The following is a 26,375-nucleotide window of genomic DNA, read 5'->3' on the forward strand; positions in this document are numbered from 1 at the left end:
TAGCGCCGATCCCAATCCAATAGCGCTGACATGACCTCGAACGCCCTGCCTTCTTCCCACGCCCGCGCCACCCCCGACACCCCCACCCTGGGCCCGCTGGGCCTGGCGGTGCTGTTGTCGGGCGGCTTCATCACCATCTTCGATTTGTTCGTGGTGAACGTCGCCATACCCAGCATGCAAAGCACGCTGGCGGCGAGCTTTTCACAAATCAACTTCATCATTGCCGCCTACGAAATGGCGTATGGCGTGTTGTTGATCGCGGGTAGCCGCCTGGGCGACCGCCACGGCCGGCGCCGTTTGTTCATGCTGGGCATGGCCGGTTTCGCGTTGGCCTCGGCGCTGTGCGGACTGGCACCCGACGCCAACGCGCTGATCGGCGCGCGGGTGCTGCAAGGCGTGGCGGCGGCCATGCTGTTTCCGCAGGTTTATGCGTTGATCCGTGTCAGCTTCGACGGCCAGGCGCGGCGGCGCGCGTTCGGCCTGATGGGCATGACGTTGGGCTTGGCCGCCATTGCCGGCCAGGTCCTGGGCGGCTGGATCGTGCATGCCGACCTGTTCGGCTTGGCCTGGCGCACCATCTTTCTGATCAACGTGCCGCTGGGCTTGCTGGCGTGGCGTCTGGCGCGCCATATCCCCGAATCCCGCGTGCCTTCCAGTGCGGCCATGGATTGGCCCGGCGCGGCGTGCGTGGCGGCGGGCCTGGCCTTGCTGCTGCTGGCGCTGATCGAGGGGCCGGCGCGACACTGGCCCGTGTGGGCGATAGCGTGCGCCGCAGTGGCCGTGCTGCTGTTGCTGTGGTTCGTGCGCATGCAACGTGGCATCAAGGCACGCGGCGGCGCGCCGCTGCTCGACATGGGCTTGATGACGCAGCCGCGCTTTGCCGTGGGGTGCCTCTTGGTGATGCTGGTGTTTTCCACCGCCAGCGCCATGTTTCTTTGCTACGCAATGCTGGTGCAAACCGGCTTTGGGCTGGACGCGTTCACGGCGGGGTTGATATTCGCGCCGGCAAGCGTCGGTTTTGTGGCCGGGTCCATGGCCGCGCCGCGCCTGGTGGCCCGCTTCGGCACGCCCGCCATTACGCTGGCCGCCCTGCTTTACGGCGGCGCCACCGTGGCATTGATGGTTCACGTGGGCATGGCCGGCGCGGACTTGTCGCCGTGGTCGCTGGTGCCCGCGCTGGTATGGCTGGGCGCGGCGCAGGGCGCGGTCAATACGCCGCTGGTCAACGTGGCGCTGGGCTTGGTCGAAGACCGCCATGCCGGCATGGCAGCGGGCGTGGTGTCGACCCTGCAACAGGTGGGCGCCGCGCTAGGCGTCGCGGCGGCGGGCATGCTGTTTGGCGGCGCCTTGCATGCCCATGCCGACGCCAGCGCGCCCGAACGCTACGCGCATGCCTTCAGCGCGGCCATGCAGTTCAACGTCGCGGCGATCGCGGCGGCGGTACTGCTGTTGTGGTGGTTGGGCCGACGTTTTAGCCCACCGACTTAGCCCGCCGACAACTCACGCGCGCGCGCTTCGGCCTTGCGCACCGCTTGCGTGATGGCATCCGCCACGCCGGCTTCCCGCATGTGCGACAACGCCGCATACGTGGTGCCGCCCTTGGACGTAACGCGTTCCTGCAGTTCCGTCAGCGGCACCGCTTCGCTAGCCGCCAAGCCCGCCGCCCCTCGGAACGTGGACACGGCCAGGCGGCGCGCGTCGTCGGCCGAAAAGCCCAGTTCCAACGCGCCCTTTTCCAGGGCCGCCATGAAATGGAACACGTAGCCGGGGCCGCTGCCCGTTACGGCGGTCACGGCGTCGATCATGGCTTCGGTATCGGTCCAGATACGTTCACCCACGGCGGCGAACAAGGCGTCCACTCGGTTGCGGTCGGCTTCCGCGCAGGCCGACGTGGCGTACAGGCCGGTCATGCCCAGGCCCACCTTGGCGGGCGTGTTGGGCATGGCGCGTACGATGCGCGCGTGCCCGCCCAGCCATTGCGACAGCGACCCCAGGTCCACCCCGGCCGCGATGCTGATCACGGTGGCGTCAGCCGGCAGGAATTCACGCACCTGCCCGCAGGCTTCTTGCAGCCCTTGCGGCTTGGTGGCCAGCACGCACAGTGCGGCGTCGCCAATATCTGCCCCCACGCTTTCCCGGCAGGCCAAACCGCGCGCGATGAGCGCGTCGCGCGTGGGCGCGTAAGGCTCGACCACCAGGAAATCGGCCAGCTCGCGGCCCTGTCCGAGCAAGCCGTCAATGATGGCGGAGGCCATGTTGCCGCCGCCGATGAAAACGATTTTTTCGCGCATAGGGATAGGGTCCAGGAAAGATTGCGAGCCAGCGTGCAAACGAGCTCACAGTAGATTGCATATCGCACGATACGATTGTATTTCGATCGTTTCAGCAACTGCAATCCAGGCGTGCCATTAGACGACGAGGCGGGCTGTGCTGCACGCGGGGCCTGAGTTCTGTCGCCCGCTTCCCGCCTAGGACATACCCTAAAATCAATTGATATACGATTAATCAAATCGAAAAGCGATTTAATCGATCGTATGCTGTGCCTCAATGCACTCGGGTTCCCTTGAACCCCGAGCTTCATTCGGGACGACAGACATGACCAACGGCATCACCCTGCTAGACGCGTTGACCCAGGCCCTGGGCGCCGACGCCATCCTTCACACCGAGGCCGACACCGCGGGCTACACCGAAGACTGGCGCGGCCGGTACAAGGGTCCGGCGTTGTGCGTCGCCCTGCCGGGCAACACGCAGCAGGTGGCTGACATCGTGCGCTTGTGCAACGCGCACGCCACGCCGGTACTGCCCCAAGGCGGCAACACCAGCCTATGCGGCGGCGCGGTGCCAAACGCGACCGGCACGCCGCCCGTCATTGTGAACCTGGCCCGCATGCGCCACGTGCGCCGGGTCGACGCGGCGAACAATTCCATGGAAGTCGAAGCGGGCTGCGTGCTGGCCACGGTGCAGGACGCCGCCGCCGCCGAAGGCCGGCTGTACCCGATCAGCCTGGGCGCCGAAGGCTCCTGCCAGATTGGCGGCACCATCGCCACCAACGCGGGCGGCACCGGCGTGCTGCGCTACGGCAACACCCGCGACAACATCCTGGGCCTGGAAGTGGTGCTGCCCGACGGCGCCATCTGGAACGGCCTGACGGCGCTGCGCAAGAACAATACGGGCTTCGACCTTAAACACCTGTTCATCGGGGCCGAGGGCACGATGGGCATCGTCACCGCCGCCGTGCTCAAGCTGCATCCCCTGCCCACGCGCCACGCCGTGGCCTGGGTGGCGCCGGACAGCCCGCAAGCGGCGCTGGACATACTGGGCATGTTCCAACGCAGCTGCGGTTCGCGCCTGTCGGCCTTTGAAATGATCGACAGCAACCAACTGGACATCGTGATGGCGCACGTGCCGGGGCGCAAGAATCCGTTGGACGGCACGCACCCATGGCATGTGCTGATTGAACTGTCCGACACCGGCAGCGGCGAAGAACTGCAAGACCTGTTGCAGCAGACACTTCTGCAAGCCGCTGAACGTGGCCTGCTGCACGACGCCGTGCTGGCCAGCAACGACACGCAGCGCGCCGCGCTGTGGGAAGTGCGCCACAGCGTGTCCGAAGGCAATAAGAAAGCGGGCGTGGGCCTGACCACCGACAGCGCCGTACCGGTCTCCAGCGTGCCGCGCTTTATCGACGAAGCCACCGCCGCCGTGCGCCGGCTGGTGCCGGACTTGCCCGTGCTGATCGTGGCGCACCTGGGCGACGGCAACGTGCACTTCATTCCCTTCTTCACGTTCGACGCCTGGAACGCCCTGCCCGACCGCGACGCGATGGCCGCCGATATCCGCCGCGCCGTCAATGACGTGGCCGATGCGCTGGGCGGCACCTTCAGTGCCGAGCACGGCGTGGGCCGCACGTCGCTGGCCGAGATGGCGCACTACAAATCGCCGGTTGAACTGGCGATGATGCGCGCGCTGAAGTCCACCTTTGATCCCGCCAATTTGTTCAACCCCGGCCGCTTGCTGCCATGAGCGGCTGTCTTTGACTCACAGCATTTGATCCGCAGTCCTTGATCCGTAGTCCCTGACCCGACCCGCAGGAGTCTTCCATGAAATCCATCCCCCACAACGCTTCGCGCCGCAACGCGCTGAAATCCGTCGCCGCCGGCGCCGCCGCCCTGGCCATGCCCATGATCTGGACGCCGTCGCGCGCGGCCTCCAAGCGCATCGTGGTGCGCGATGACGGCGGCATCTACAGCAAGGCGTATGGCGCCGTGTTCTACAAGCCGTTCACGGAAGCGACCGGTATCCAGGTAGTGGGCGTGCAGGCCAATGCCGAGCCCACCGCGCAGATCCGCAGCATGGTCGACACCGGCAACTACACCTGGGACATGGCCAAGATCAGCCAGCCGGCCATCCTGATGCTGACCGAAGGCGGCAAGGTCTATCTGGAAAAGCACGGCCTGGAATCCGACCCGGTCGTGGCCACCATTCCAAAGCAATACATGTCGCCGTACGGCGTGGGCAACAACGTCTACACCACCGTGCTGGCCTACCGCACTGACGCGTTCAAGGGCCGCCGCGCGCCCGAGTCGTGGGCCGATTTCTGGAACGTGAAAGACATCCCCGGCCGCCGTGGCCTGCGCAAGCATCCGTTCGACACCATCGAAGAAGCCCTGATGGCCGACGGCGTGCCCACCGACAAGGTCTACCCCTGCGACATCGACCGCGCCTTGGCCAGCCTGGACAAGATCAAGCCGTCGGTGGACGTGTGGTGGAACACGGGCGCGCAAGTTGAACAGATGCTGGGATCGGGCGAAGTCGACATGATCGCCACCTGGGTGTCGCGCGCGCAATCGGCCATTGCCAACGGCGCGCCGGTGCAGATCGTGTGGGACCAGAACATCTGGGGCTGCGACAACTGGGCCATTCTGAAAGGCTCGCCCAACGCCGACGCGTGCCGCGAGTTCATCAAGTTTGCCTCCGACCCCAAGCGCCAGGCGTCGCTGGTGGAGTACTTTGCCGCCGGCGTCACGCAACCCGCCGCCTTTGATTACATCAAGGCCGACGTGGCGCGCAACTGCCCCACCCACCCCGACAACATCAAGACCGGCTTGCACATCAACGCGGCGTACTGGTTGGACAAGCAGCGCGACGTGCTTGAGCGTTTCAACGGCTGGGTCCTGAAGTAAGTCGTCAATCGCGCGCCACGCCCGTGGCGCGCTCCGGGCATCTTTAACGTGTTGAACACCATGTCTTCTTCCAATCTGCAAATCTCGGGCCTGGGCAAACGCTATGGCGATTTCGTTGCGCTGGCGCCCACGCACCTGGACGTCGCCCCCGGCGAATTCCTGACGCTGCTGGGCCCGTCCGGCTCTGGCAAGACCACCCTGTTGAGCCTGATCGCCGGCCTGGCGCAGCCTGACGAGGGCCGCGTGCTGATCGACGGCGCCGACGTCACCTATGGCGCGCCGTATGAGCGGGATATCGGCATGGTGTTCCAGAACTACGCGCTGTTTCCGCACATGAGCATCGAGGAGAACATCGCGTTCCCCTTGAAGATGCGCAAGGTGCCGGCGGCCGAAGCGCGCCGCCGCGCGCACGAGGCGCTGGAAATGGTGCGCCTGCCGCACGTGGCCACGCGCCTGCCGCGCGAACTGTCGGGCGGCCAACAGCAGCGCATTGCGCTGGCGCGCTGCATGGTCTACCGCCCCGCCATCATCCTGATGGACGAGCCGCTGGGCGCGCTGGACAAGAAGCTGCGCGACCAGATGCAGTTGGAGATCAAGCGCATCCACCGCGAGCTGGGCACCACCATCGTGTACGTCACGCATGACCAGGAAGAGGCCATGACGATGTCCGACCGCATCTGCCTGATGAACGGCGGCGCGATCGAACAACTGGGCACGCCGGCCGACCTGTACTTCCGCCCCCGCACCTTGTTCGTGGCCGATTTCCTGGGCGAATCGAACCTGCTGCAAGGCGAGGTCACCTCGGTGGACGGCGACACGCTGACCGTGAAGCTGGCGCATCAGGGCGTGACCGGGCAGGCGCTGTCCAACGGCGCCCCCATCAAGGCCGGCCAGAAGGTCACGGTGATGCTGCGTCCGCAGAACCTGCGCGTGGGCACGGCTGGGCCGGGCCTGACCCGGCCGGGGCTGACCGGAAAGCTGCTGGACGTGATGGTGACCGGCAGCCTGACCAAGCTGTACCTGGACTCGGGCGTGCCCGACGCCGCGCCTATCGTCGTGGCGTATCCGACGCAGCGGCAGGCCGAGCAGTACGCCATCGGCCAGCCTTTGACCGTTAGCTGGCAAGCCGCCGACGCGGTGGCGATTGCGGAGTGAACGCATGACTACCCTTGCCACCCCTCGCCAGCGCATGAGCCCCGGCCGCCGCCATTTCCTGATGGCGGCGCCGCTGGTCGTGCTGCTGCTGGTGCTGCTGATCTATCCGGTCGGCCAGTTGCTGTTGCTGAGTTTCGTCGGCGACCAGGGCTTTACGCTGACGCAGTATCACCGGCTGTTTGAATCGTCGGTGTATATCAACGTGCTGCTGATCACGTTGAAGATCTCGTTATGGACCACCTTCTTCTCGGTGGTCGCAGGCTACCCGGTGGCCTATCTGATTTCCAGCCTGACGGCCAAGCGCAAGACCTCTCTGCTGTTCTGGGTACTGCTGTCGTTCTGGACCAGCTTCCTGGTGCGCACCTTTGCGTGGGTGGTGCTGTTGGGCCGCAATGGCGTGGTGAACCAGTTGCTGCAAGCGCTGGGCATCCTGGATGCGCCCGCCAACCTGCTCTACAACTTCGGCAGCGTGCTGGTGGGCATGGTGCATGCGCTGATGCCGCTGGCGGTGCTGACGATGCTGTCCGTCATGGAGAACATCGACCGCAACCTGCCGCGCGCCGCGTCCACGCTGGGCGCGCGCCCTGGCACCGCGTTCTGGAAGATCTATTTCCCGCTGTCGATGCCGGGTGTTGCGGCGGCGGCCATCATGGTGTTCGTGACCGCCATCGGCTTCTTCATCACGCCCGCGCTGCTGGGCGGGCGCAAGGAAACGATGATCACCCAGATCATCATCGACCAGGTGCAGCAGACCATGAACTGGGAGTTCGCCGGCGCGGTGTCGGTGCTGTTGCTGGTGGTGGTGCTGGTGGTGTTCGCCATCTATGACAAGGTGCTGGGCCTGTCCACCATGACGGGCGGCGCATCCACCCGTGTGCGTGCGTCAGGCAAGGAAAGCGTGTCGCGCCGCGCGGGTGATGCGGTGCTGACGGTGCTGGCCAACGTGTCCGATGCGCTGTTCGCACTGCTGCCCAAGCGCATGCGGCGGTCGGTCTCGGGCACCGGGCAGTCACGCACGCTGTGGTGGATGGTGCTGATTGTGCTGGCGTTTCTTAGCGCGCCGGCCTTCTTGATGATCCCGCTGTCGTTCGATTCCGGGTCCGGGCTGACGTGGCCGCCCAAGGGCTTTTCGCTGCAATGGTACGAGCAGATGTTCACGTCGCCCGTATGGATGCAGGCCATTACGCGGTCGCTGATCGTGGGGGTAGGCACGGGCTTGCTGGCGATGCTGATCGGCACGCCCGCCGCCTTCCTGCTGGTGCGCGCCAACATGCGCGGCAAGTCGGCGATGCTGGCCTTCGTGCTGTCGCCCATCGTGGTGCCGCGCATGATCATCGCTGTGGGCATGTTCTATTTCTTCGCCCGCGTGGGCCTGGTGGGCTCGATGATCGGGCTGATCCTGGCGCATACGGTGGGGGCGGTGCCGTACGTGGTGATCACGATGATGGCGGTGCTGCGCAACTACGACACGCGGCTGGATCTGGCGGCGCAAAGCCTGGGCGCGGGTCCCTGGTCCACGCTGCGCTTCGTGACGTTTCCGATTCTAGGCGCGGGGCTGATGTCGTCGTTCCTGTTCGCATTCGCCACGTCATTCGATGAATTGACGATTGCGCTGTTCGCCTCGGGCGGTCTGAACGCCACGTTGCCCAAGCAGTTCTGGGACGAGGTGACGTTGCAGATTTCACCCGTGATTGCGGCGGTATCCACCTGCTTGTTCATTTTCATTGCCGCGCTGATCTGGCTGGCCGACAGGCTGCGCCGCCGCAGCTTGGCCAACTGAACCCGGCGCGTTTGATTTATCTTTAGGAACCCCAACATGCTGAACGCAACCCATCTGCGCGGAGTCTTTCCCGCGATCCCGACGCCGGTCAACGCCGACGACACCATCAACGTTAAGGCGGCCCAGGCGCTGATCGCCTACCTGCTCAAGCAAGGCATCGACGGCATCGTGCCCTTGGGCGGTACGGGCGAGTACGGCGCGCTGGCCCGCGCCGAGCGCATCCGGATGTGCAAGCTGACCGTGGACGCCGTAGCCGGCCGCGTGCCGGTGATTCCCGGCGTGCTGGACCCGGGCTTTCATGATGCGCTGCAAGCGGGCCAGGAGTTCGCGGATGCCGGCGCGGATGCCTTGATGGTGCTGACGCCGTACTATACGACGCCGACGCAAGCGGGGATACGCGATTACTTTTTGCGCTACGCGGATGCGTCGCCGCTGCCCGTGATGATCTACGAAATTCCGTACCGCACGCGGATTGCGATTGCGCCGGAGGTGCTGCATGAGCTGTCGCGCCATGAAAATATTATTGGCATGAAGGCCTGCAATACGGACATGTATCACTTCCTGCGCACGGTGGCGGGGGTGGATGAGTCGTTCGCGGTGTTCAGTGGGGAAGATACCTTGCTGCCGGTGCATTTGGCCGCCGGCGCGAAGGGTGGGATCGTGGTGACGGCCAGCCTGCTGCCGTCGGCGTGGAAGCAGGTGGTTTCGTTGGCGTTGGAAGGGCGCACGAGTGAATCGATGGCGCTGCATCGCCGTTTGATTCCGTTGATGAATCTGGCGTTTGCGGAAACGAATCCGGGGCCGATGAAGTCGGTGATGGATTTGATTGGAGTGAATGCGCCCGAGGTGCTGGACCCGTTGGTGGCCCCGGCGGAGGGGTTGCAAGCGGCGTTGCGTAAGGAGTTGGTGCCGCTGTTGGAGGAGTTTGAAGGGGTGAAGTAGGCGGGGGGGTGTCGGCGTGGGTGGGATTTCGGCTTGCGCTGTGTGATGGGTTGCGCGCGATGGGGGTTGGCGTTCTTGCGGTGACTTTGCCGCGCTTCACCCATCCTACGGTGGGATGCTTGCACGTCACATCGTAGGATGGGTGAAGTGCGTGTGGGCGTGCAGCAGAATGCTGGCGGCTAGCGCACGGAACCCATCACAGCCGCCTCCACCTACCTCGAATACCCCGCGAACTTCGACTTTGAAATCGACGTGGCCGCCACTTGCACGTGGGGGGCCAATTCGGCTTCGACGCGGGCCACCGTCCAACGTGTCGTCGGCACCGAAATATTGATGGCGGCCACCGCGAACCCGCGATGGTCCGTCACGGGCGCGGCCACTGAAATATCACCCAACACCGTCTCGTTCACGATGATCGCGTAGCCCTTCTCGGCCACGCGCTGCACGCGGTCCAGCAATTTCTCGGGGTTCACTTCGGTGTACGGCGTGATCGCTTCCAGCCTGGTCTGCGCCAGAATCTCGCGGCGATGTTCATCCGACAGGCGTGACAGAATCGCCGTGCCCGACGCCGTGAAAAAGGCCGGCAGGCGGCTGCCGACGGCGATGTCCACGTTCACCAGATGATGGCCGGGAAACCGCGCGACGAAGACGATCTCGTGGCCGTCCAGCTCTTGCAGGTTCGTCGTTTCACCCAAGGTGCGGCTGATGTCCAGCAGATACGGCGATGCCTTGTCGATCAGCTCGTTCGCACGCACATAGTTGTACGAAAACTGCAGCACCTTCGGCGTCAGCCCATAGTTGCGCGTATCGGGAATGCGGCGCAGGTAGCCCAGCGTTTCCAGCGTGTAGACCAGGCGCTGCGTGGCGCTGCGGTCCAGGCCCGACTCACGCGCGATGTCGGCCAGGGTCATGTGCCGTTTGGAACCGTCGAAGGCGTGCAGCACCTGAAATGCTTTTTCAGTGGAGCCGACAAACCGCGACGACCGGGTTGCGGTGGGCGCCTGCGGTTCTTGCGTGTCGTCGATGTTTTTTTTGCGCACGGGGAACAGCCTATTGAGTTCTAGGGAGGCCACGCAAACATCAACGCGATGCGGGATTTGCCGGCCCGGCATCGCGTATTGCGCTTGATTTAATTGTAGTTCAATTACTAATAGCAGATATCAATCACTTTCGACGGGCGCCACCAGCCGCACCCCGGGCTGCGATGCCGAACGGGTGCCCGCCACGGGGTGGCATGACGCGGGGTGATACGTATGCACCACCGACAACTTCACCTGATCGCTACGGTTGCCCTGCGCCGCGTGCAAGGTGCGGCAGTGGAAGAACACCACGTCGCCGGCCTGAAGCTCGGGGCACACCGCGCGCGCAATCCAATCGGCGTTTTGCGGCGCGTCTTCGCGAAAGAATTTCTTCTCGTCGAACTGTTCGGGCGCAAAGGCCGCCGCGTGCGAACCCGGGATGAAAGACAGACCGCCGTTGTTGCGCGTTTCGGGTCCCAGGGCCAGCCAACAGGAAACCAGGTCGGTGTCCGTAAACGACCAATATCGAATGTCTTGATGCCACCCCGTCAGGCTGCCGTAGGCGGGGTGCTTGGTCATCACGCAGTTGTGGTGGACCGTGGACAGCACGGGCGGTTCGTCAAAGTAACGCGCCAGCCACCGTCCAATGCGCGGGTCCGTTGCCCATTGCGCGAACAAGGGGTCGCGGGCGTAGGCGTTCAATAGGCGCCGCACCGTCAGGCCGCCTTCGGCCCCGCGTGATGGCGGCGCGCCGGGGTATTGCAGATCGGCTTCGTATTCGATGGGCGCTACATGCTCCGCCAAGTGGCGCTGGGCCAAGGCGCGCAGCGCGGCCACCTGGCTGGGGTCCGCGAACTGACGGGCCACCACAAAGCCCTGCTTGCGCAGGACGGCTATCTGATCATCATGCAGAAACCCGGACATCTCGATCCTCACACCCCGCGGCGGTTGCGAAGCGTCTGCGTGCGGGGCAGGCGCGTACCGGTCAGGCGCCGGTATACGCGGGGATGGCTAGATTACCAAAGCGTCCGCGGCCGCGCGTCAGGTGGACGGGGTTTTTTCAACCTGGGGCGGCAAAGGCCGTTGGGATCGCCCGGCGTCCAGTTCCTGGACCTCGTGGTGGACCCATTCACGCCAGACGGCCACCAGCAGCGCCATCAGCACCGGGCCCACGAACAAGCCGACGATACCCATCGTCTTCACGCCGCCCACCAGCCCGAAGAAGGTCGGCAGGAACGGCAGTTTGACCGGGCCGCCCACCAGGCGCGGGCGCAGCGTTTTGTCGACGATGAACAGTTCGACACTGCCCCAGACCATCAGCGCAATGCCCGCAACAAGATGGCCGGAGCCCACCAGATACAGCGACACCAGCGTGAACGACAGCGGTGCGCCGCCCGGTATCAAAGCCATGAAGCCGGTGACCACGCCCAGCAGCACCGGCGACGGCACGCCCGCCACCCAGTACGCAATGCCCAGCACCAGGCCTTCGCCCAAGGCGATCAGGCCCATTCCGGTGACGGTGGAATTGATGGTGGCCGGCACCACGCGCGAAAAACGCTGCCAGCGGGCCGGCAGGATGCGTTCGCCCAGCACGTCCAATTGCGCCACCATGCGCACGCCGTCCTTGTAGACGAAGAACAGCGTGATCAGCATGAACAATACGGTCAGCAGAAGCTGGAACACGTTGCCCGTGGCCGCCAGCACCATGCGGTAGATGTTGCCCAGATGCTCGCCGCTGACCGCCTCGACCAGTTCGCCCAGCGCATGCGGCTGGCCGATATACGATTCCCAATATTGGCCCAGGCGTTCGCCAAAGACCGGCAAGGACGAGATCCAGTTGGGCACCGCCACCCCGTGGCGGTTGGCCGCGATGGCCCAGGCGAAGAAGGTGCTGGCTTCCTTGATGGCGTAGGACAGCGCGAATGACATCGGCACGATCAGCACCACGATGACCATCAGCAACGCCAAGGTAGCCGCTATCGCCGTGCGGCCGCCACAGCGCACGACCAAGCGCCGGTACAAAGGCCAACTGGCCAGGCCGATAATCATTGCCGCCAGGGCGGGGACGAGGAAGCCGCTAAGGAAGTACACCCCAGCCAACAGCACAAGCAGCAGCAGCCAACGGGCGATCAGGTAAGCGGGAAGTACAGGCTGCATAGAGCGGATCGACAGTAAGGGCGTTGTAGGCTTTGACTGTCGGACTATACAGACGTTTCAAAAAATACGAGGGACACGATCCCTGTATTTACTACGGGGTTTCCCGTGGTCTGGCTGCGTGGCGCGCCATCGGACGCACCACGCCAGGGAGCTTACAGCGCGTACTCGGCTGCCTCTTCACGCGGGCTGCGACGGCGCGGCGGGGTTTGGGCCAATACGGGTCCGGCCTGGGGCTGCACTTGGGGCTGAGCCGCCGGCGCGCCCATCGTCATGGCGCTGGGCATGCCCAGTTGACGCTGGTAAACGCCGCAACTGGCTGCCGCCGGGTCGGTTTCATCCCGGCCGCTAAGCAGCGGGCATCCGGCGAACAATTCCGCCACCCAATCGGTAAACGCGCGCACCTTGGGCGACAACTGCCGGCTTTGCGGATACAGCACCGAAATGGGGGTGGAGCTGGGCTTCCACTGCGGCAGGATCTCGATCAGTTCGCCCGATTGCAAGTGAGGCAAGGCCATATAGCGGGCCACTTGGATCAGGCCAAATCCCTTCAAGCCGCAATCCAGATAGGCGCCAGCTTCATTCACCGCCACCGTGCCCTTCATGTCCACTTCCTGGTGCTTGCCGTCCACCTTGAAATCCCAGGCGCAGTTGCGACCCGTGCGGCTCATGAAGTAGTGCACGGCGTGGTGGTCGCGCAGCGACTCGATGGTTTGCGGCATGCCATGGCGCGCCACATAGGTGGGCGACGCGCAGGTAACCGTCTGCAGGGTGCCGATACGGCGCGCCACCAGGCTGGAATCTTCCAGGTCGCCCGCGCGGATCACGCAGTCCACGGCCTCTTGCACCATATCCACGGGGCGGTCGCCCAGGCCTAGCACCAGCTCGACGTCGGGGTATTTGTCGTGGAAATCACACAATGAGGGAATCAGGATCAGCCGCCCGATGCAGGTCGGCACATCGATGCGCAACCGCCCTTTCAGGCGCAGCGCCGCTTCCTGGAAGCAGGCCTCGGTTTCTTCGACGTCTGCCAGGATGCGCACGCAGTGCTGGTAATAGCCCGCGCCGTCCGGCGTCAGGCCGATACGGCGCGTGGTGCGGTTGAGCAGGCGCACGCCCAGCAGGCGTTCGAGGTTCTGGATGATGGTGGTGACGGTGGTGCGCGGTAGCGAGAGGCTGTCGGCCGCCCGCGTGAAGCTGTTGGCGTCCACGACGCGCACAAACACCTGCATAGCCTGAAAACGGTCCATGGCAACGGTGTCCTTTTGGGCAAATAAGTCGGGGTGAACGGAGCATAACCCGATTTCGGCGCTGATTAGTCATCCGTGTCGAACAGTGTTGCCGAAATAACTGAGTTTATCCGGCCCCACAAAACACTCAGAATGCAAACCATCTTGAAGTGCCCTTGCCTCCCGGCGACCCCACAGGGCATGTCAATCCTCAGCTTTCCGCCCCTGTAGAAACCAGCCGCCAACTGGGTTTTCTGCCTAGGGACCCCGACCTTGTTGAATGCTGCGTTGCAGCATAAGCAAATTCCCCGGGGATGCTCAGGACTGCCATGCCCGACCGCCGCGGCCGCCTCCGCCCCAGGCCCAAACAAGCGCGCTTTCGCACCTATACCACTCAAGGAAACATCATGGTTTCGCGTAATCGTATTGCTTTGCTCGTTGTTTTTGCTGCCGTGCTGGCGGCCGGAGGCGGCTACGCCCTGACCCGTGGCCCCGCCGGCGGCAATGTCGCCATGGCCCAGGGCGCCCCGGCCGCCCCGCCCGTGGAAGTGGCTGAAGTGATCAACAAGACCATCGTGGACTGGCAGCGCTATTCCGGCCGCCTGGAAGCCATCGACCGCGTCGACATCCGCCCGCTGGTGTCGGGCACCCTGACCAAAGTGCATTTCCAGGACGGCAGCATCGTCAAGAAGGGCGACGTGCTCTTCACCATCGACCCGCGCCCCTACAAGGCCGAGGTGGACCGCGCCGCGGCCGCCTTGACCGCCGCCCGCGCCCGCGCCTCCTACACCGCCGCCGATCTTGCGCGCGGCCAGCGCCTCTTGAAAGACAACGCCATCGCCCGCCGCGATTTCGAGGAAAAGCAGAACGCCTCGCGCGAAGCCGCCGCCAACCTGCAAGGTGCGCAGGCCGCGCTGGACTACGCCAAGCTGAACCTGGGCTACACCAGCATCGAAGCGCCGGTTGACGGCCGCGTGTCTCGCGCCGAAGTCACCGAGGGCAACGTGGTAGCCGCCGGCGCCGGTTCGGTGCCGCTGACCACGCTGGTGTCGGTGTCGAAGATGTACGCATCGTTCGACGTGGACGAACAAACCTTCCTGAAGTACGTCAACCCCGCCCGCAATGGCAAGGCCGGCTCGGTGCCGGTTGAGCTGGGCCTGGCGAACGAAGAAGGCTATTCGCGCACGGGCGTCGTGCAATCGGTGGACAACCGCCTGGACGCCACCTCGGGCACGATCCGCGTGCGCGCCGAGTTCGACAACGCCGACGGCTCGCTCTTGCCTGGTTTGTATGCCCGCGTGCGCCTGGGCGGCAGCGAGCCCCGTTCCGCCGTGCTGATCGATGAAAAAGCCATCGGCACCGACCAGGACAAGCGCTACGTGCTTGTCCTGGACGACAAGAACCACGCCGTCTACCGCCAAGTGAAGCTGGGCGCCAACCAGGAAGGCCTGCGCGTGGTGGATTCCGGCCTTGCCGTCGGTGACCGCATTGTCGTCAACGGCCTGCAACGCATCCGCCCCGGCGACGCCGTGACCCCCACCGTCGTGCCCATGGTCGCCGCCAAGCGCGCCCCGGTGCAGACCGCCGCGGCCCAAGCCCAGTAAGGCCCGCGCGTCTTCAGAGAACGTTCATGAATATCTCAAAGTTCTTCATCGACCGGCCGATCTTTGCCGGTGTGCTGTCCATCCTGGTGCTGTTGGCGGGCCTCTTGGCCATGTTCCAACTGCCCATTTCCGAATACCCGGAAGTCGTGCCGCCGTCGGTGGTGGTGCGCGCGCAGTATCCGGGCGCCAACCCCAAGGTCATCGCCGAGACCGTTGCTTCGCCGCTGGAAGAATCCATCAACGGCGTCGAAGACATGCTGTACATGCAGTCGCAGGCCAACAGCGACGGCAACCTGACGCTGACGGTCAACTTCAAGCTGGGCGTGGACCCGGACAAGGCGCAGCAACTGGTGCAGAACCGCGTGTCGCAAGCGCTGCCGCGCCTGCCGCCGGACGTGCAGCGCCTGGGCGTGACCACGGCCAAGAGTTCGCCCACGCTGACGCTGGTGGTGCACCTGATCTCGCCGAACGACCGCTACGACATCACCTACCTGCGCAACTACGCGATCCTGAACATCAAGGACCGCCTGGCCCGCATCACGGGCGTGGGTGAAGTCACGGTGTGGGGCTCGGGCAATTACTCGATGCGCATCTGGCTGGACCCGCAAAAGGTGGCGCAGCGCGGCATGACCGCGTCGGAAGTCGTGGCCGCCATCCGCGAACAGAACGTGCAGGTGGCCGCCGGCGTGATCGGCGCATCGCCCACGCAAGGCGACGTGCCGCTGCAACTGAACGTGAATGCACGTGGCCGCCTGCAAACCGAGGAAGAATTCCGCGGCATCATCCTGAAGACCTCGCCCGATGGCGCCGTGACCTATCTGTCCGACGTCGCCCGCGTGGAACTGGACGCCCAGGAATACGGCCTGCGTTCGCTGCTGGACAACAAGCAGGCGGTGGGCATGGGCATCATGCAGTCGCCGGGCGCCAATGCCCTGGACGTATCGTCCCAGGTGCGCGCCGCCATGGCCGAGCTGGCGCAAGACTTCCCGCCGGGCGTGGAATACCGCATCGAATACGACCCCACGCAGTTCGTGCGGTCCAGTATCGAAGCCGTGGTGCACACGCTGCTGGAAGCCATTGCGCTGGTGGTGCTGGTGGTGATCCTGTTCCTGCAAACGTGGCGTGCGTCGATCATTCCGCTGCTGGCCGTGCCGGTTTCCATTGTGGGTACGTTCGCGCTGTTGCTGATGTTCGGCTATTCCATCAACGCGCTGTCGCTCTTCGGGATGGTGCTTGCCATCGGGATTGTGGTGGATGATGCGATCGTGGTGGTGGAAAACGTGGAACGCAATATCGCGGCGGGCTTGAGTCCACGCGACGCGACGTATCGGGCCATGCGTGAAGTCAGCGGCCCCATCATCGCCATCGCGCTGACGCTGTGCGCCGTGTTCGTGCCGCTGGCCTTCATGACGGGCCTGACCGGCCAGTTCTACAAGCAGTTCGCCATGACCATCGCCATTTCGACGGTGATCTCGGCCTTCAACTCGCTGACCCTGTCGCCCGCGCTGTCGGCCCTGCTGCTCAAGAGCCATCACGACAAGCCGGATTGGCTGACCCGTGGCATGAACCGCGTCTTCGGCCGCTTCTTCAACTGGTTCAACAACATGTTCGGCCGCGCGTCCGAGTCCTACGGCACGGGCGTGTCCAACGTGATCCGCCGCAAGGCGGGCGCCATGGGCGTGTACGCGGTGCTGGTGGCCGCGACGCTTGGCGTGTCGTACCTGGTGCCCGGCGGCTTCGTGCCCGCGCAGGACAAGCAGTACCTGATCGGCTTCACGCAGTTGCCCAACGGCGCGTCGCTGGACCGCACGGAAGCGGTGATCCGCCGCATGAGCGACATCGCCTTGAAGGAACCCGGCGTGCAATCGGCCATCGCGTTCCCCGGCCTGTCGATCAACGGCTTCACCAACAGTTCCAGCGCCGGCATCGTGTTCGTCACGCTCAAGCCCTTTGGTGAACGCAAGAGCGCCGAGCTTTCCGGCGACGCCATTGCCGCATCGCTGAACCAGAAGTTTGCCGCCATCCAGGACTCGTTCATTGCCGTGTTCCCGCCCCCGCCCGTGATGGGCCTGGGCACGCTGGGCGGCTTCAAGCTGCAACTGGAAGACCGCGCGGCACTGGGCTATGCCGAACTGGACAAGGCCAAGCAGGCCTTCCTGGCAAAGGCGCGTGAAACGCCTGAACTGGGCCCGGCGTTCTCCAGCTATGAAATCAACGTGCCGCAATTGGATGTGGACCTGGACCGCGTGAAGGCCAAGCAGTTGGGTGTGCCGGTGACGGAAGTGTTCGACACCATGCAGATCTACCTGGGCTCGATGTACGTGAACGACTTCAACCGCTTCGGCCGTGTGTTCCAGGTGCGGGCGCAAGCCGATGCCCAGTTCCGCGCGCATGCCGACGACATCCTGCAACTGAAGACCCGCAACGCGGCGGGCGACATGGTGCCGCTGTCGTCCTTGGTGACGGTCAACCAAACGTTCGGCCCGGAAATGGTGGTGCGCTACAACGGCTACACCGCCGCCGACATCAACGGCGGCCCGGCGCCCGGCTACTCGTCTGACCAGGCGCAAGCCGCGGCCGAACGTGTCGCCGCCGAAACGCTGCCGCGTGGCGTGAAGTTCGAATGGACCGACCTGACGTATCAGCAAATCCTGGCGGGCAATGCCGGCTTGTGGGTCTTCCCCATCAGCGTGCTGTTGGTGTTCCTGGTGCTGGCCGCGCTGTACGAAAGCCTGACCTTGCCGCTGGCCGTGATCCTGATCGTGCCGATGAGCATCCTGGCCGCGCTGACGGGCGTGTACCTGACGGGCAACGACAACAACATCTTCACGCAGATCGGCTTGATGGTGCTGGTGGGCTTGTCAGCGAAGAACGCGATTCTGATCGTGGAGTTCGCCCGAGAGCTTGAGATGAGTGGCCGCACGCCGCTGGAAGCCGCGATTGAAGCCAGCCGCCTGCGTCTGCGCCCGATCTTGATGACCTCCATCGCCTTCATCATGGGTGTGGTGCCGCTGGTGCTGTCGTCGGGCGCCGGTTCGGAAATGCGCCATGCCATGGGGGTGGCCGTGTTCTTCGGGATGTTGGGCGTGACCTTGTTCGGCCTGTTCCTGACGCCGGTGTTCTACGTGTTGCTGCGTTCGCTGGGCGGCAAGCCGCTGCATTCGGCGGCCCCGCATGAAGCGCCGGAGTGCGCGCCGCACATCGACACGAACGCGCCGCCCACCACGCAGCCTCACGCTTAACGCAGGCAGAAGAGAAGCCAGCGCGTCCTGCTCACAAGGCAGGGCGCGCGCCAAAGAGAATTCATCATGATCCAAAGACTGACCCGCGGTTCCGCCCTGCTTGCCGTCCTGCTCGTGCTGGCCGGCTGCGCGGTGGGCCCCACCTACGAAAAGCCATCCGCCGCCGCGCCGGCGGCCTTCAAGGAAGCGGCCTTGCCCGCGTCTGAAGCCGGCACCTGGAAGCCCGCCGAACCGTCGGAAGACGCGCTGCGCGGCGCCTGGTGGAAGGTATTCGGCGACGAAGGCCTGAACCAGTTGGAAGAAGAAGCGCAGCAGGCCAACCAGAACCTGCAAGCCGCCGCCGCCCGCCTGGCACAGTCGCGCGCGCTGCAACGCGAAGCCCGCGCCGGCTTTTTCCCGACGCTGGACGCGGCCTTTGGCCCGAACCGCCAGCGCCCCTCGGCCGTGTCGCAAGGCCTGCCCGACGGCACGTCCACCAGCCCGGTGACGACGTGGCGCGCGCAAGGTGCCGTGTCGTATGAAGCCGACCTGTTTGGCCGCGTGGCCTCCACCGCCGATGCCGCCACCGCCGACGCCCAACAAAGCGAGGCGCTGTACCGGTCGGTGCTGCTGGCCTTGCAGGCCGACGTGGCCTCGACCTACTTCCTGGTTCGCGAACAGGACGCCGAATCGCAGCTTTACCACCAGACGGTCAAGCTGCGCACCGACACGCTGCAATTGATCCAGCGCCGTTACGATGCCGGCGACATCAGCGAACTGGACCTGGCCCGCGCCAAGTCCGAGCTGGCGTCTGCGCAGTCGGAAGCGCTGGGCATCGACCGCCGCCGCGCCGCCGCCGAACACGCGCTGGCCGTGCTGCTGGGCCGCGCACCGTCTGACTTCACAATGCCGCCGCAGCCGATTGAAAAGGTGGCGCTGTCGATTCCCGCAGGCTTGCCGTCCACCTTGCTGGAACGCCGCCCCGACATCGCCGCCGCCGAACGCGCCATGGCCGCCGCCAATGCCCGCGTCGGCGCAGCCAAGTCCGCGTTCTTCCCGCGCCTGGACATCACCGGCGCCTTTGGCTACGAGTCGTCCGATCTGGGCAACCTGTTCCAGTGGTCCAGCCGCACGTTCCTGCTGGGCCCGCTGGTGGGCGCCGCGCTGTCGATGCCGATCTTCGACGGCGGCCGCCGCCAAGCCGGCCTGGACCGCGCCCGCGCCGTGTATGAAGAAGACGTTGCCGTGTATCGCCAGACGGTGCTTAATGCATTCCGCGAGGTCGAAGACAATTTGGCCAACCTGCGCATCCTGGCCGACCAGACCAAGGCGCAAGACGCCGCGGTCGAAGCCTCGGCCCGCGCCGCGATGCTGTCGCACACGCAATATCGCGAAGGTAGCATCAGCTACCTGGACGTGATCGAAGCCGACCGCAGCGTGCTATTGCAGCAACGCGTTGCCGTGCAGTTAAGCGGCGAACAGGCTCGCTCGGCGGTAGCCCTGATCCGCGCCATCGGCGGCGGCTGGGACAACCCCGTCCCGCCGGATACGGTGGCCGCCCGGTAGGATGGGTGAAGCGCGGCAAGACCGCGCCTAGCACCCAAACGCCGATCGCGCGTAACCCATCATGCAACGGTTGCTGTGTGGCTAAGCTTCAAAAGAACTGGACCGTTGCTTGATGGGTTTCGCGCGATTGGCAATTTCGTTCTATTGAAAATCCTGCCGCGCTGCACCCATCCTACGATGACAATGCCGCCGCAACGTCGGTAGGATGGGTGAAGCGCGGCAAGACCGCGCCTAGCACCCAAACGCCGATCGCGCGTAACCCATCATGCAACGGTTGCTGTGTGGCTAAGCTTCAAAAGAACTGGACCGTTGCTTGATGGGTTTCGCGCGATTGGCAATTTCGTTCTATTGAAAATCCTGCCGCGCTGCACCCATCCTACGATGACAATGCCGCCGCAACGTCGGTAGGATGGGTGAAGCGCGGCAAGACCGCGCCTAGCACCCAAACGCCGATCGCGCGTAACCCATCATGCAACGGTTGCTGTGTGGCTAAGCTTCAAAAGAACTGGACCGTTGCTTGATGGGTTTCGCGCGATTGGCAATTTCGTTCTATTGAAAATCCTGCCGCGCTGCACCCATCCTACGATGACAATGCCGCCGCAACGTCGGTAGGATGGGTGAAGCGCGGCAAGACCGCGCCTAGCACCCAAACGCCGAACGCGCGTAACCCATCATGCAACGGTTGCTGTGTGGCTACGCTTCAAAAGAACTGGACCGTTGCTTGATGGGTTTCGCGCGGTTGGCGATTTCGTTCTATTGAAAATCCTGCCGCGCTCCACCCATCCTACGTTGCGGATTTCCCGCGTTGCGCCACGCGCTGCGCCACGCGGTATCCGGCGAAGACATAGAACGCTGCGCTGTTCACTACCAGCCACGCCCCCAACCCGCCCAGCAGCGCTACCACCGGCCCCACCGCGCGCACCCCGCCTTGGGTCCATACCGCCACGCCCAGGGCGCCAACTGTCACCAGCGCCAGCACCAGCCACTTCACCACCACCAATCCGGCGGACCTGCCGGCCATCACCCACACCACGCCTATCGCCAAGGCCAGCGCCGTGCCTGCGCATACCGCCACCAACGCGAACGCCGCCCACGCGGCCCCGGCCGATTGCAACAACAGGCTCAGCACTTCGATCCCCACGCCCAGGCCGCCCGTCATGACCAGCACGGCCAGCACCAGGGGCGACCACATGCCGGGCGGCGCGTGGCGGGCGTCCATGTCGGCCACGAAGCGGTGCATCGCCGATGACGCCATCGGGTCGTCCGCATCCTCCCTGCCGGACAGCGCCGCCTCTACCTTGCGGCATTGCGCGATCAATGTGTTCAGTCCGGCCTTGGGCCTGTCGTCGGTTGAGGGCATCACAGTCGAGTCATCGTCCCATCGCAGTCAAATCATGGTCGGGTCTCTTCGTCACTTCACAGTCGCCTCACAGCCTGGTCACGCCCGGCGCGTGTTCCGCTACCGTGTTGCGCAGCGCCGCCATGGCCTCTTGCACCGCCAGCGGCCGGAATGCATCTTCGCGCCAGTACATCGCCACCGATCCAAAGCCCGACAGCCGCACCGGAATGATCCGCATCGCCCGCATCTGCGAAAAGCGCAGCGCGGCGCGATGCGAGGCAACGCCGATCATGTCGCTGTTATTGATCAGCGTGAGGTTGATCGTGACCGAATTTGATTCCACGTGATCGGCCGGCGGCGCTTGCCCCGCCGCCGCCAGCGCGGCATCCACCGCGTTGCGGATCGGCGTGCCCTTGGGCCACAAGATCCATCGATACGACAACAGATCCGGCCAGGTCGGCTGTTCAATCGCGAACAGCGGATGACGCGGCCGCGCCACCAAGTGGATAGGTTCCAGGTACAGCGCTTCAAAGCGAATGGCGGGGTCGTGGTGTTCAGGCGCCGAGCGGCCCACCACGATATCCAGATCGCCTTGCGCCAGTTGCGCCAGCAGCCGGTCGGTGGTGCCTTCCACCAGCTTGACGCGCGCTTGCGGCATGCGTTCCAACAGCTTCATCACCGCCAGCGGCACCGTATCGGAGGCCGACGCGCCGGATGCGCCAATCACCACGCGGCCGCCACCCCCTTCGCGCAGCGCGGCCATGTCGGCGCCCGCACGGTCCAGTTGCGCCTCCAGCCGCTGCGCGTGCGCGATCAGCACATCGCCATGCGGCGTGGGACGCAAGCCGCGCGCATGTCGTTCAAACAGCGGCAGCCCGATATCGTCTTCCAGGTCTTTCAGCCACTTCGACAGGCCGGGCTGCGTGGTGTTCAGCATTGCCGCCGAATGGCTGATGTTGCGGGTCTGCGCCAAGCTCAACAGCATCTTCAGATTGCGCAGCCGCAGGCGGTGGGTCCAGTCCATGCAGGCCCTCATCCGTGGGGGGTTGTCTCGTATGTATATGTTTATTGGTATGGATAATAAGATAATTTCATTTCAAAACACATAGCTGTTCTACGCATAATTGTCTGCAAACCTGGACCAGCCGCGAACCACGCGGCGGCCACCCGTAGAAGCCGGCATCAGCCGGACAACCCGGAGACAAACATGCCCGACGGCCACACCACCGGCGCGGAGCGCGGCACTGACCGCAGCGCCGACCGCAGCAACTACTACGCCCGCATTGCCAAGAAACACATGGCTCCGCTCTGGGAGTCATTGCATAACCTGGTACCCCGCCAGCCCACCCCGCGCTGCGTGCCCGCCATCTGGAAGTACGACGACGTGCGCGACGACGTCATGGCGTCCGGCTCGCTGATTACCGCCGAGGAAGCCGTGCGGCGCGTGCTGATCCTGGAAAACCCCGGCCTGCCCGGCCAGGCCAGCATCACCCAAAGCCTGTACGCGGGCCTGCAACTGATCCTGCCCGGCGAAGTGGCGCCCAGCCACCGCCACACGCAATCGGCGCTGCGCTTCATCGTCGAAGGCCGGGGCGCGTACACCGCCGTCAACGGCGAGCGCACCACCATGCATCCGGGCGACTTCATCATCACGCCGTCGTGGACCTGGCATGACCACGGCAATGCCGAAACCGTGGAGGGCGGCGAGCCCGTCGTCTGGCTGGACGGCCTGGACATTCCCTTGCTGCGCTTTCTGGATGCCGGCTTTGCCGAGAACTATCCGCAAGCCGCCCAACCGGTGACCCGCCCGGAAGGCGACAGCATGGCGCGCTTTGGCTACAACATGGCGCCCGTGCGCCATCAGGTGTCCAGCGGCACCTCGCCCATCTTCAACTACCCCTACGAACGCAGCCGCGAAGCGCTGGATGCGCTCTATCGGCATGGCGAACTGGACGCCTGGGACGGCGTGAAGCTGCGCTACCTGAACCCGGCCACGGGCGGCTACCCCATGCCCACGATGGCCACCTTCATGCAATTTTTGCCGGCCGGATTTCAGGGCAAGCCCTATCGCAGCACCGACTCCACCGTCTACAGCGTGGTGGAAGGCCGGGGCATCGCGCGCATTGGCGAAGAGGAATTTCACTTCGGCCCGCGCGACGTCTTCGTGGCGCCATCGTGGCTGCCCATGCAACTGGCCGCGCTGGACGACGCCACCCTGTTCAGCTATTCCGACCGCCCCGTGCAGGACGCGCTGGGCGTATGGCGCGAAGAGCGCGTCGGCTGATACGCGTCGCGCGGTTCGCCGCGCGGGGTTTGCGGCCCGCTTCCTGCTGGGTTCCCGCTTTGCTTTCCGCTTTGCTTGCCGCTTTGCTTTCCGCTTTGTTTCCCGCCTCTTCGATCAAAGGTTGATCCATGCCTTTCGTGTTTGCTCCCGCCGCTCCCGTCGCCGTGCCCATTGCCGGCGGCCAGGATGCCTTTCCCGTGCGCCGCGTCTACTGCGTGGGCCGCAACTACGCCGCCCACGCGCGCGAGATGGGCTTTGACCCAGACCGCGAACCGCCCTTCTTTTTCTGCAAGCCCGCCGATGCCGTCGTACCGGTGGCCGACGGCCAGACGCTGGATCTGCCCTACCCTCCCGAGACCGCCAACCTGCATTACGAGATTGAACTGGTTGCCGCCATCGGCCAGGGCGGCGCGAACATAGCCGTGGACGACGCGCTGCAACACGTCTGGGGCTACGCCGTGGGCCTGGACATGACGCGCCGCGACTTGCAGATGAAGATGCGCGAAGCAGGTCGCCCCTGGGAACTGGGCAAGGCCTTCGACCAGAGCGCGCCCCTCGGCCCGCTGCACCCGGCCGCGTCCGTCGCGGGCATCGAGCAGGCGGGCATCTGGCTACAGGTCAACGGCGCCGACAAGCAACGCAGCGACATCGGCAAGCTGATCTGGTCCGTGGCGGAAACCATTGCCTACCTGTCGCGCTATTTCCGCCTGGAACCCGGCGACCTGATCTACACCGGCACGCCGGAAGGCGTGGGCCCCGTGGTGCGCGGCGACAAGATGCTGGGCGGCGTCGACGGGCTGGGCACGCTGAGCGTGCAGATGGTCTGACGGGAGCCCCCATGCAACTGCACAGCTTTTTCAATAGCTCCACGTCGTATCGCGTGCGTATCGCGCTGGCGCTCAAGGGCCTGCCCTACGAGATCCTTCCTGTGAACCTGCGCAAGCAGGAACAACGCGCGCCCGAGTACGTGGCCAAGAATCCGTCGGCCGGTGTGCCGCTGCTGATTGAGGGCGACGTCCAGTTGTCGCAATCGCTGGCCATCATTGACTACCTGGACGCCACGCATCCCGTGCCGCGCCTGATACCCGCCGACACCTTGGCGCGCGCGCGGGTGCTGGAACTGTCCAACGCCATCGCCTGCGACATCCACCCCGTCAACAACATGCGCATCCTGCGCTATCTGCAAGACGTGCTGGGCGCGAGCGACGCGCAGAAAAACACCTGGTATCAGCACTGGGTAAACGAAGGCCTGGGCGCGGTAGAAGAACTGTTGGCCCGCCATGGCCACGGAGCGTACTGCTTTGGTGATGCACCCACGCTGGCCGATTGCTGCCTGGTGCCGCAAGTGGCCAACGCGCAGCGCATGGGCTGCGACTTGTCGGCCTTTCCGCGCATTCTGCGCATCCATGAGCACTGCAACGCCCAGCCGGCATTCCAGCACGCCGCGCCCGCCCGCCAACCCGACGCCATTCAATGACGATGAGCACGCCCATGCAAGAACCCGACACCCACGGCGCACCGCTGCGCGAATACACCGACCCCGCCTACCAGCCCCTGTGCGCCAACCTGGCCGAGGTGCGCGCCAACATCGACCGGCTGGACGACGAGATCGTGCGCCTGATCGCCGAACGCGCGCTGTATGTGAAAGACGCGGCGCGCTTCAAGCGCGATGCCTACCAGGTCAGCGCGCCCGCGCGCCAGGCCCAGGTTTTTGACAAGGCGCGCGCGCTGGCCACCCGCCACAACCGCGGCTTCGCCAATCTGGAAGCGGTGGTGGACGCGACCTATCGCGCGATGGTGGCGGCCTTCATCGCCGATGAGCAAACCTATTTCGACAACATGAAGAATGTGGGAGACACGGATGACTGAGTTTTTGCCCCTGAAGCGGCCACTGAGACGGCCACTGAGCGTGGCGGCGCGCGCGTTTACGCTGGCCATGGCCGTTGTTGCTCCGCTGTCCGCCCCGCTGTCCACCGCACACGCCGCCGACGCCTGGCCGTCGCAGCCGCTGAAAGCCGTCGTGCCTTTCGGCCCCGGCTCCAGCCCGGATCAGGTGGCGCGTGTGGTCGCCGAAAAGGCCAGCACCCTCCTGGGGCAAACCATCGTCATCGAGAACAAGCCCGGCGCCAGCGGCAACATCGGCACCTACGCCATCGCCAACGCCAAGCCCGACGGCTACACCTTCGGCGTGTCCATCACCGGCCCGCTGGTGAACAACACGCTGCTATTCGACAAGCTGCCCTACGCGCCCGCCACCGACTTGTCGCCGCTGACGCTGGCCGTGCATCAGCCCAACGTGCTGGTCGTGCCCGCGTCAGCCGGCATCGCCAACGTGGGCCAGTTGCTGGACGCGCTGAAGAAGAATCCCGACAAGTACAACTTCCCTTCGACGGGCGCGGGCACCGTGTCGCATCTGGCGGTTGAGCTGATGCTGCAACAGATCGGTGGTCGCGCGACGCACGTGCCCTACCCGTCGTCACCCGCCGCGCTGACGTCCCTGCTGTCGGGCGATACGCAGTTTGCGGCGCTGCCGCCCATTGCCGTCATGCCGATGGTGAAGGACGGGCGCTTGAAGGCGCTGGCGGTGACCTCATCCAAGCGGTCCGCGCTGCTGCCCGACATTCCGACGCTGGCGGAAGCCGGCGTATCGGGTATTGAGGGCTCGGCGTGGATCGGCTTCGTGGTGTCGTCCAAGGTGCCCGCCGATATACAGAAAAAACTGTCCGATGCGCTGATCCAGGCCATCCGCGACCCCGAGGTGGCCAAGCGCCTGCAAGCGCAGTACATGGACCCCGTGGGCAGCACGCCCGCCGAGTTCCGCGCCTACATGGACGACGAGCTCAAGCGCTGGGAGCCCTTGATCAAGAAGCTGGGCATCAAGGGGCAATAAGGCACACGC

At 64.9% G+C, this 26,375-nt stretch carries 21 protein-coding genes; 14 read left to right on the forward strand and 7 right to left on the reverse strand.

All coding sequences use genetic code 11. The features are described from left to right. Nucleotides 1–30: 30 nt before the first annotated feature. Entirely contained in the window at nt 31–1,488 is a 1,458-nt protein-coding gene (locus ACE04A_RS23710) for an MFS transporter (protein ID WP_448716684.1), read from the forward strand. On the opposite strand, the gene proC is transcribed toward ACE04A_RS23710, so the two are convergent. Further along, entirely contained in the window at nt 1,485–2,291 is an 807-nt protein-coding gene (gene proC / locus ACE04A_RS23715) for a pyrroline-5-carboxylate reductase (protein ID WP_448716686.1), read from the reverse strand. The two genes, ACE04A_RS23710 and proC, sit on opposite strands and share 4 nt — an antisense overlap. A gap of 304 nt (nt 2,292–2,595) precedes the next feature. On the opposite strand from proC, the gene ACE04A_RS23720 reads away from it, so the two are divergent. From ACE04A_RS23720 to dapA, 5 genes are all read left to right on the forward strand, one after another. Beyond that, entirely contained in the window at nt 2,596–4,023 is a 1,428-nt protein-coding gene (locus tag ACE04A_RS23720; protein WP_448716687.1) for an FAD-binding oxidoreductase, read from the forward strand. Between the two features lie 77 nt (nt 4,024–4,100). Continuing rightward, a complete protein-coding gene (locus ACE04A_RS23725) occupies nt 4,101–5,183 on the forward strand; it encodes an ABC transporter substrate-binding protein (protein WP_259250704.1) in 1,083 nt (360 codons plus the stop codon). 60 nt (nt 5,184–5,243) lie between these two features. Then, a complete protein-coding gene (locus ACE04A_RS23730; protein WP_485820576.1) occupies nt 5,244–6,338 on the forward strand; it encodes an ABC transporter ATP-binding protein in 1,095 nt (364 codons plus the stop codon). 4 nt (nt 6,339–6,342) lie between these two features. Continuing rightward, complete coding sequence (locus ACE04A_RS23735; RefSeq protein WP_485820577.1) at nt 6,343–8,118, forward strand: ABC transporter permease subunit; 1,776 nt, start codon at nt 6,343–6,345, stop codon at nt 8,116–8,118. Nucleotides 8,119–8,154: 36 nt separating this feature from the next. Then, nucleotides 8,155–9,060: a 4-hydroxy-tetrahydrodipicolinate synthase gene (gene dapA / locus ACE04A_RS23740; RefSeq protein WP_259250709.1), complete on the forward strand. Its 906-nt coding sequence runs from the start codon at nt 8,155–8,157 to the stop codon at nt 9,058–9,060. A gap of 212 nt (nt 9,061–9,272) precedes the next feature. Here the strand turns inward: dapA and ACE04A_RS23745 are convergent, their stop codons facing one another. The 4 genes from ACE04A_RS23745 to ACE04A_RS23760 form a co-directional block, all read right to left on the reverse strand. Next, complete coding sequence (locus tag ACE04A_RS23745; RefSeq protein ID WP_485820578.1) at nt 9,273–10,100, reverse strand: IclR family transcriptional regulator; 828 nt, start codon at nt 10,098–10,100, stop codon at nt 9,273–9,275. Nucleotides 10,101–10,220: 120 nt separating this feature from the next. After that, nucleotides 10,221–11,003, reverse strand: coding sequence for a phytanoyl-CoA dioxygenase family protein (locus tag ACE04A_RS23750; RefSeq protein WP_448716691.1), 783 nt, complete (start codon nt 11,001–11,003; stop codon nt 10,221–10,223). A 117-nt stretch (nt 11,004–11,120) separates the two neighbouring features. After that, a complete protein-coding gene (locus ACE04A_RS23755; RefSeq protein WP_259250713.1) occupies nt 11,121–12,236 on the reverse strand; it encodes an AI-2E family transporter in 1,116 nt (371 codons plus the stop codon). A gap of 152 nt (nt 12,237–12,388) precedes the next feature. Then, complete coding sequence (locus ACE04A_RS23760) at nt 12,389–13,483, reverse strand: LysR family transcriptional regulator (protein ID WP_448716693.1); 1,095 nt, start codon at nt 13,481–13,483, stop codon at nt 12,389–12,391. A gap of 386 nt (nt 13,484–13,869) precedes the next feature. On the opposite strand from ACE04A_RS23760, the gene ACE04A_RS23765 reads away from it, so the two are divergent. The 3 genes from ACE04A_RS23765 to ACE04A_RS23775 all read left to right on the forward strand — a co-directional run bounded on the left by ACE04A_RS23765 (nt 13,870) and on the right by ACE04A_RS23775 (nt 19,853). Beyond that, entirely contained in the window at nt 13,870–15,066 is a 1,197-nt protein-coding gene (locus tag ACE04A_RS23765; protein ID WP_279995428.1) for an efflux RND transporter periplasmic adaptor subunit, read from the forward strand. Between the two features lie 26 nt (nt 15,067–15,092). Then, a complete protein-coding gene (locus tag ACE04A_RS23770; protein ID WP_259250717.1) occupies nt 15,093–18,308 on the forward strand; it encodes an efflux RND transporter permease subunit in 3,216 nt (1,071 codons plus the stop codon). A 66-nt stretch (nt 18,309–18,374) separates the two neighbouring features. After that, on the forward strand, nt 18,375–19,853 hold the full coding sequence (locus tag ACE04A_RS23775) for an efflux transporter outer membrane subunit (protein ID WP_259250719.1): 1,479 nt from the start codon (nt 18,375–18,377) through the stop codon (nt 19,851–19,853). 784 nt (nt 19,854–20,637) lie between these two features. Here ACE04A_RS23775 and ACE04A_RS23780 read toward each other — a convergent pair. Together ACE04A_RS23780 and ACE04A_RS23785 are read right to left on the reverse strand one after the other, a co-directional pair. Beyond that, nucleotides 20,638–21,213 carry a hypothetical protein gene (locus tag ACE04A_RS23780; protein ID WP_448716694.1) on the reverse strand — a complete coding sequence of 192 codons (576 nt, stop codon included), beginning with the start codon at nt 21,211–21,213 and terminating at the stop codon, nt 20,638–20,640. Nucleotides 21,214–21,280: 67 nt separating this feature from the next. Next, nucleotides 21,281–22,216, reverse strand: a complete 936-nt coding sequence (locus ACE04A_RS23785) for a LysR family transcriptional regulator (RefSeq protein WP_259250722.1) — start codon at nt 22,214–22,216, stop codon at nt 21,281–21,283. 183 nt (nt 22,217–22,399) lie between these two features. Between ACE04A_RS23785 and gtdA the strand changes: the two genes are divergently transcribed. The 5 genes from gtdA to ACE04A_RS23810 all read left to right on the forward strand — a co-directional run bounded on the left by gtdA (nt 22,400) and on the right by ACE04A_RS23810 (nt 26,366). Next, nucleotides 22,400–23,476 (forward strand): gentisate 1,2-dioxygenase, encoded by a 1,077-nt coding sequence (gtdA, locus tag ACE04A_RS23790; RefSeq protein ID WP_485820579.1) that lies wholly within the window; start codon nt 22,400–22,402, stop codon nt 23,474–23,476. Nucleotides 23,477–23,604: 128 nt separating this feature from the next. Then, entirely contained in the window at nt 23,605–24,303 is a 699-nt protein-coding gene (locus tag ACE04A_RS23795) for a fumarylacetoacetate hydrolase family protein (RefSeq protein ID WP_448716697.1), read from the forward strand. Nucleotides 24,304–24,314: 11 nt separating this feature from the next. Further along, entirely contained in the window at nt 24,315–24,953 is a 639-nt protein-coding gene (gene maiA / locus ACE04A_RS23800; RefSeq protein ID WP_448716699.1) for a maleylacetoacetate isomerase, read from the forward strand. A gap of 14 nt (nt 24,954–24,967) precedes the next feature. Beyond that, complete coding sequence (locus tag ACE04A_RS23805) at nt 24,968–25,345, forward strand: chorismate mutase (protein ID WP_448716700.1); 378 nt, start codon at nt 24,968–24,970, stop codon at nt 25,343–25,345. Beyond that, complete coding sequence (locus ACE04A_RS23810; RefSeq protein WP_485820580.1) at nt 25,338–26,366, forward strand: Bug family tripartite tricarboxylate transporter substrate binding protein; 1,029 nt, start codon at nt 25,338–25,340, stop codon at nt 26,364–26,366. Before ACE04A_RS23805 ends, ACE04A_RS23810 begins: the two co-directional genes overlap by 8 nt. Nucleotides 26,367–26,375: the final 9 nt, after the last annotated feature.

The sequence above is a fragment of the Achromobacter colocynthidis genome, from assembly GCF_057334535.1.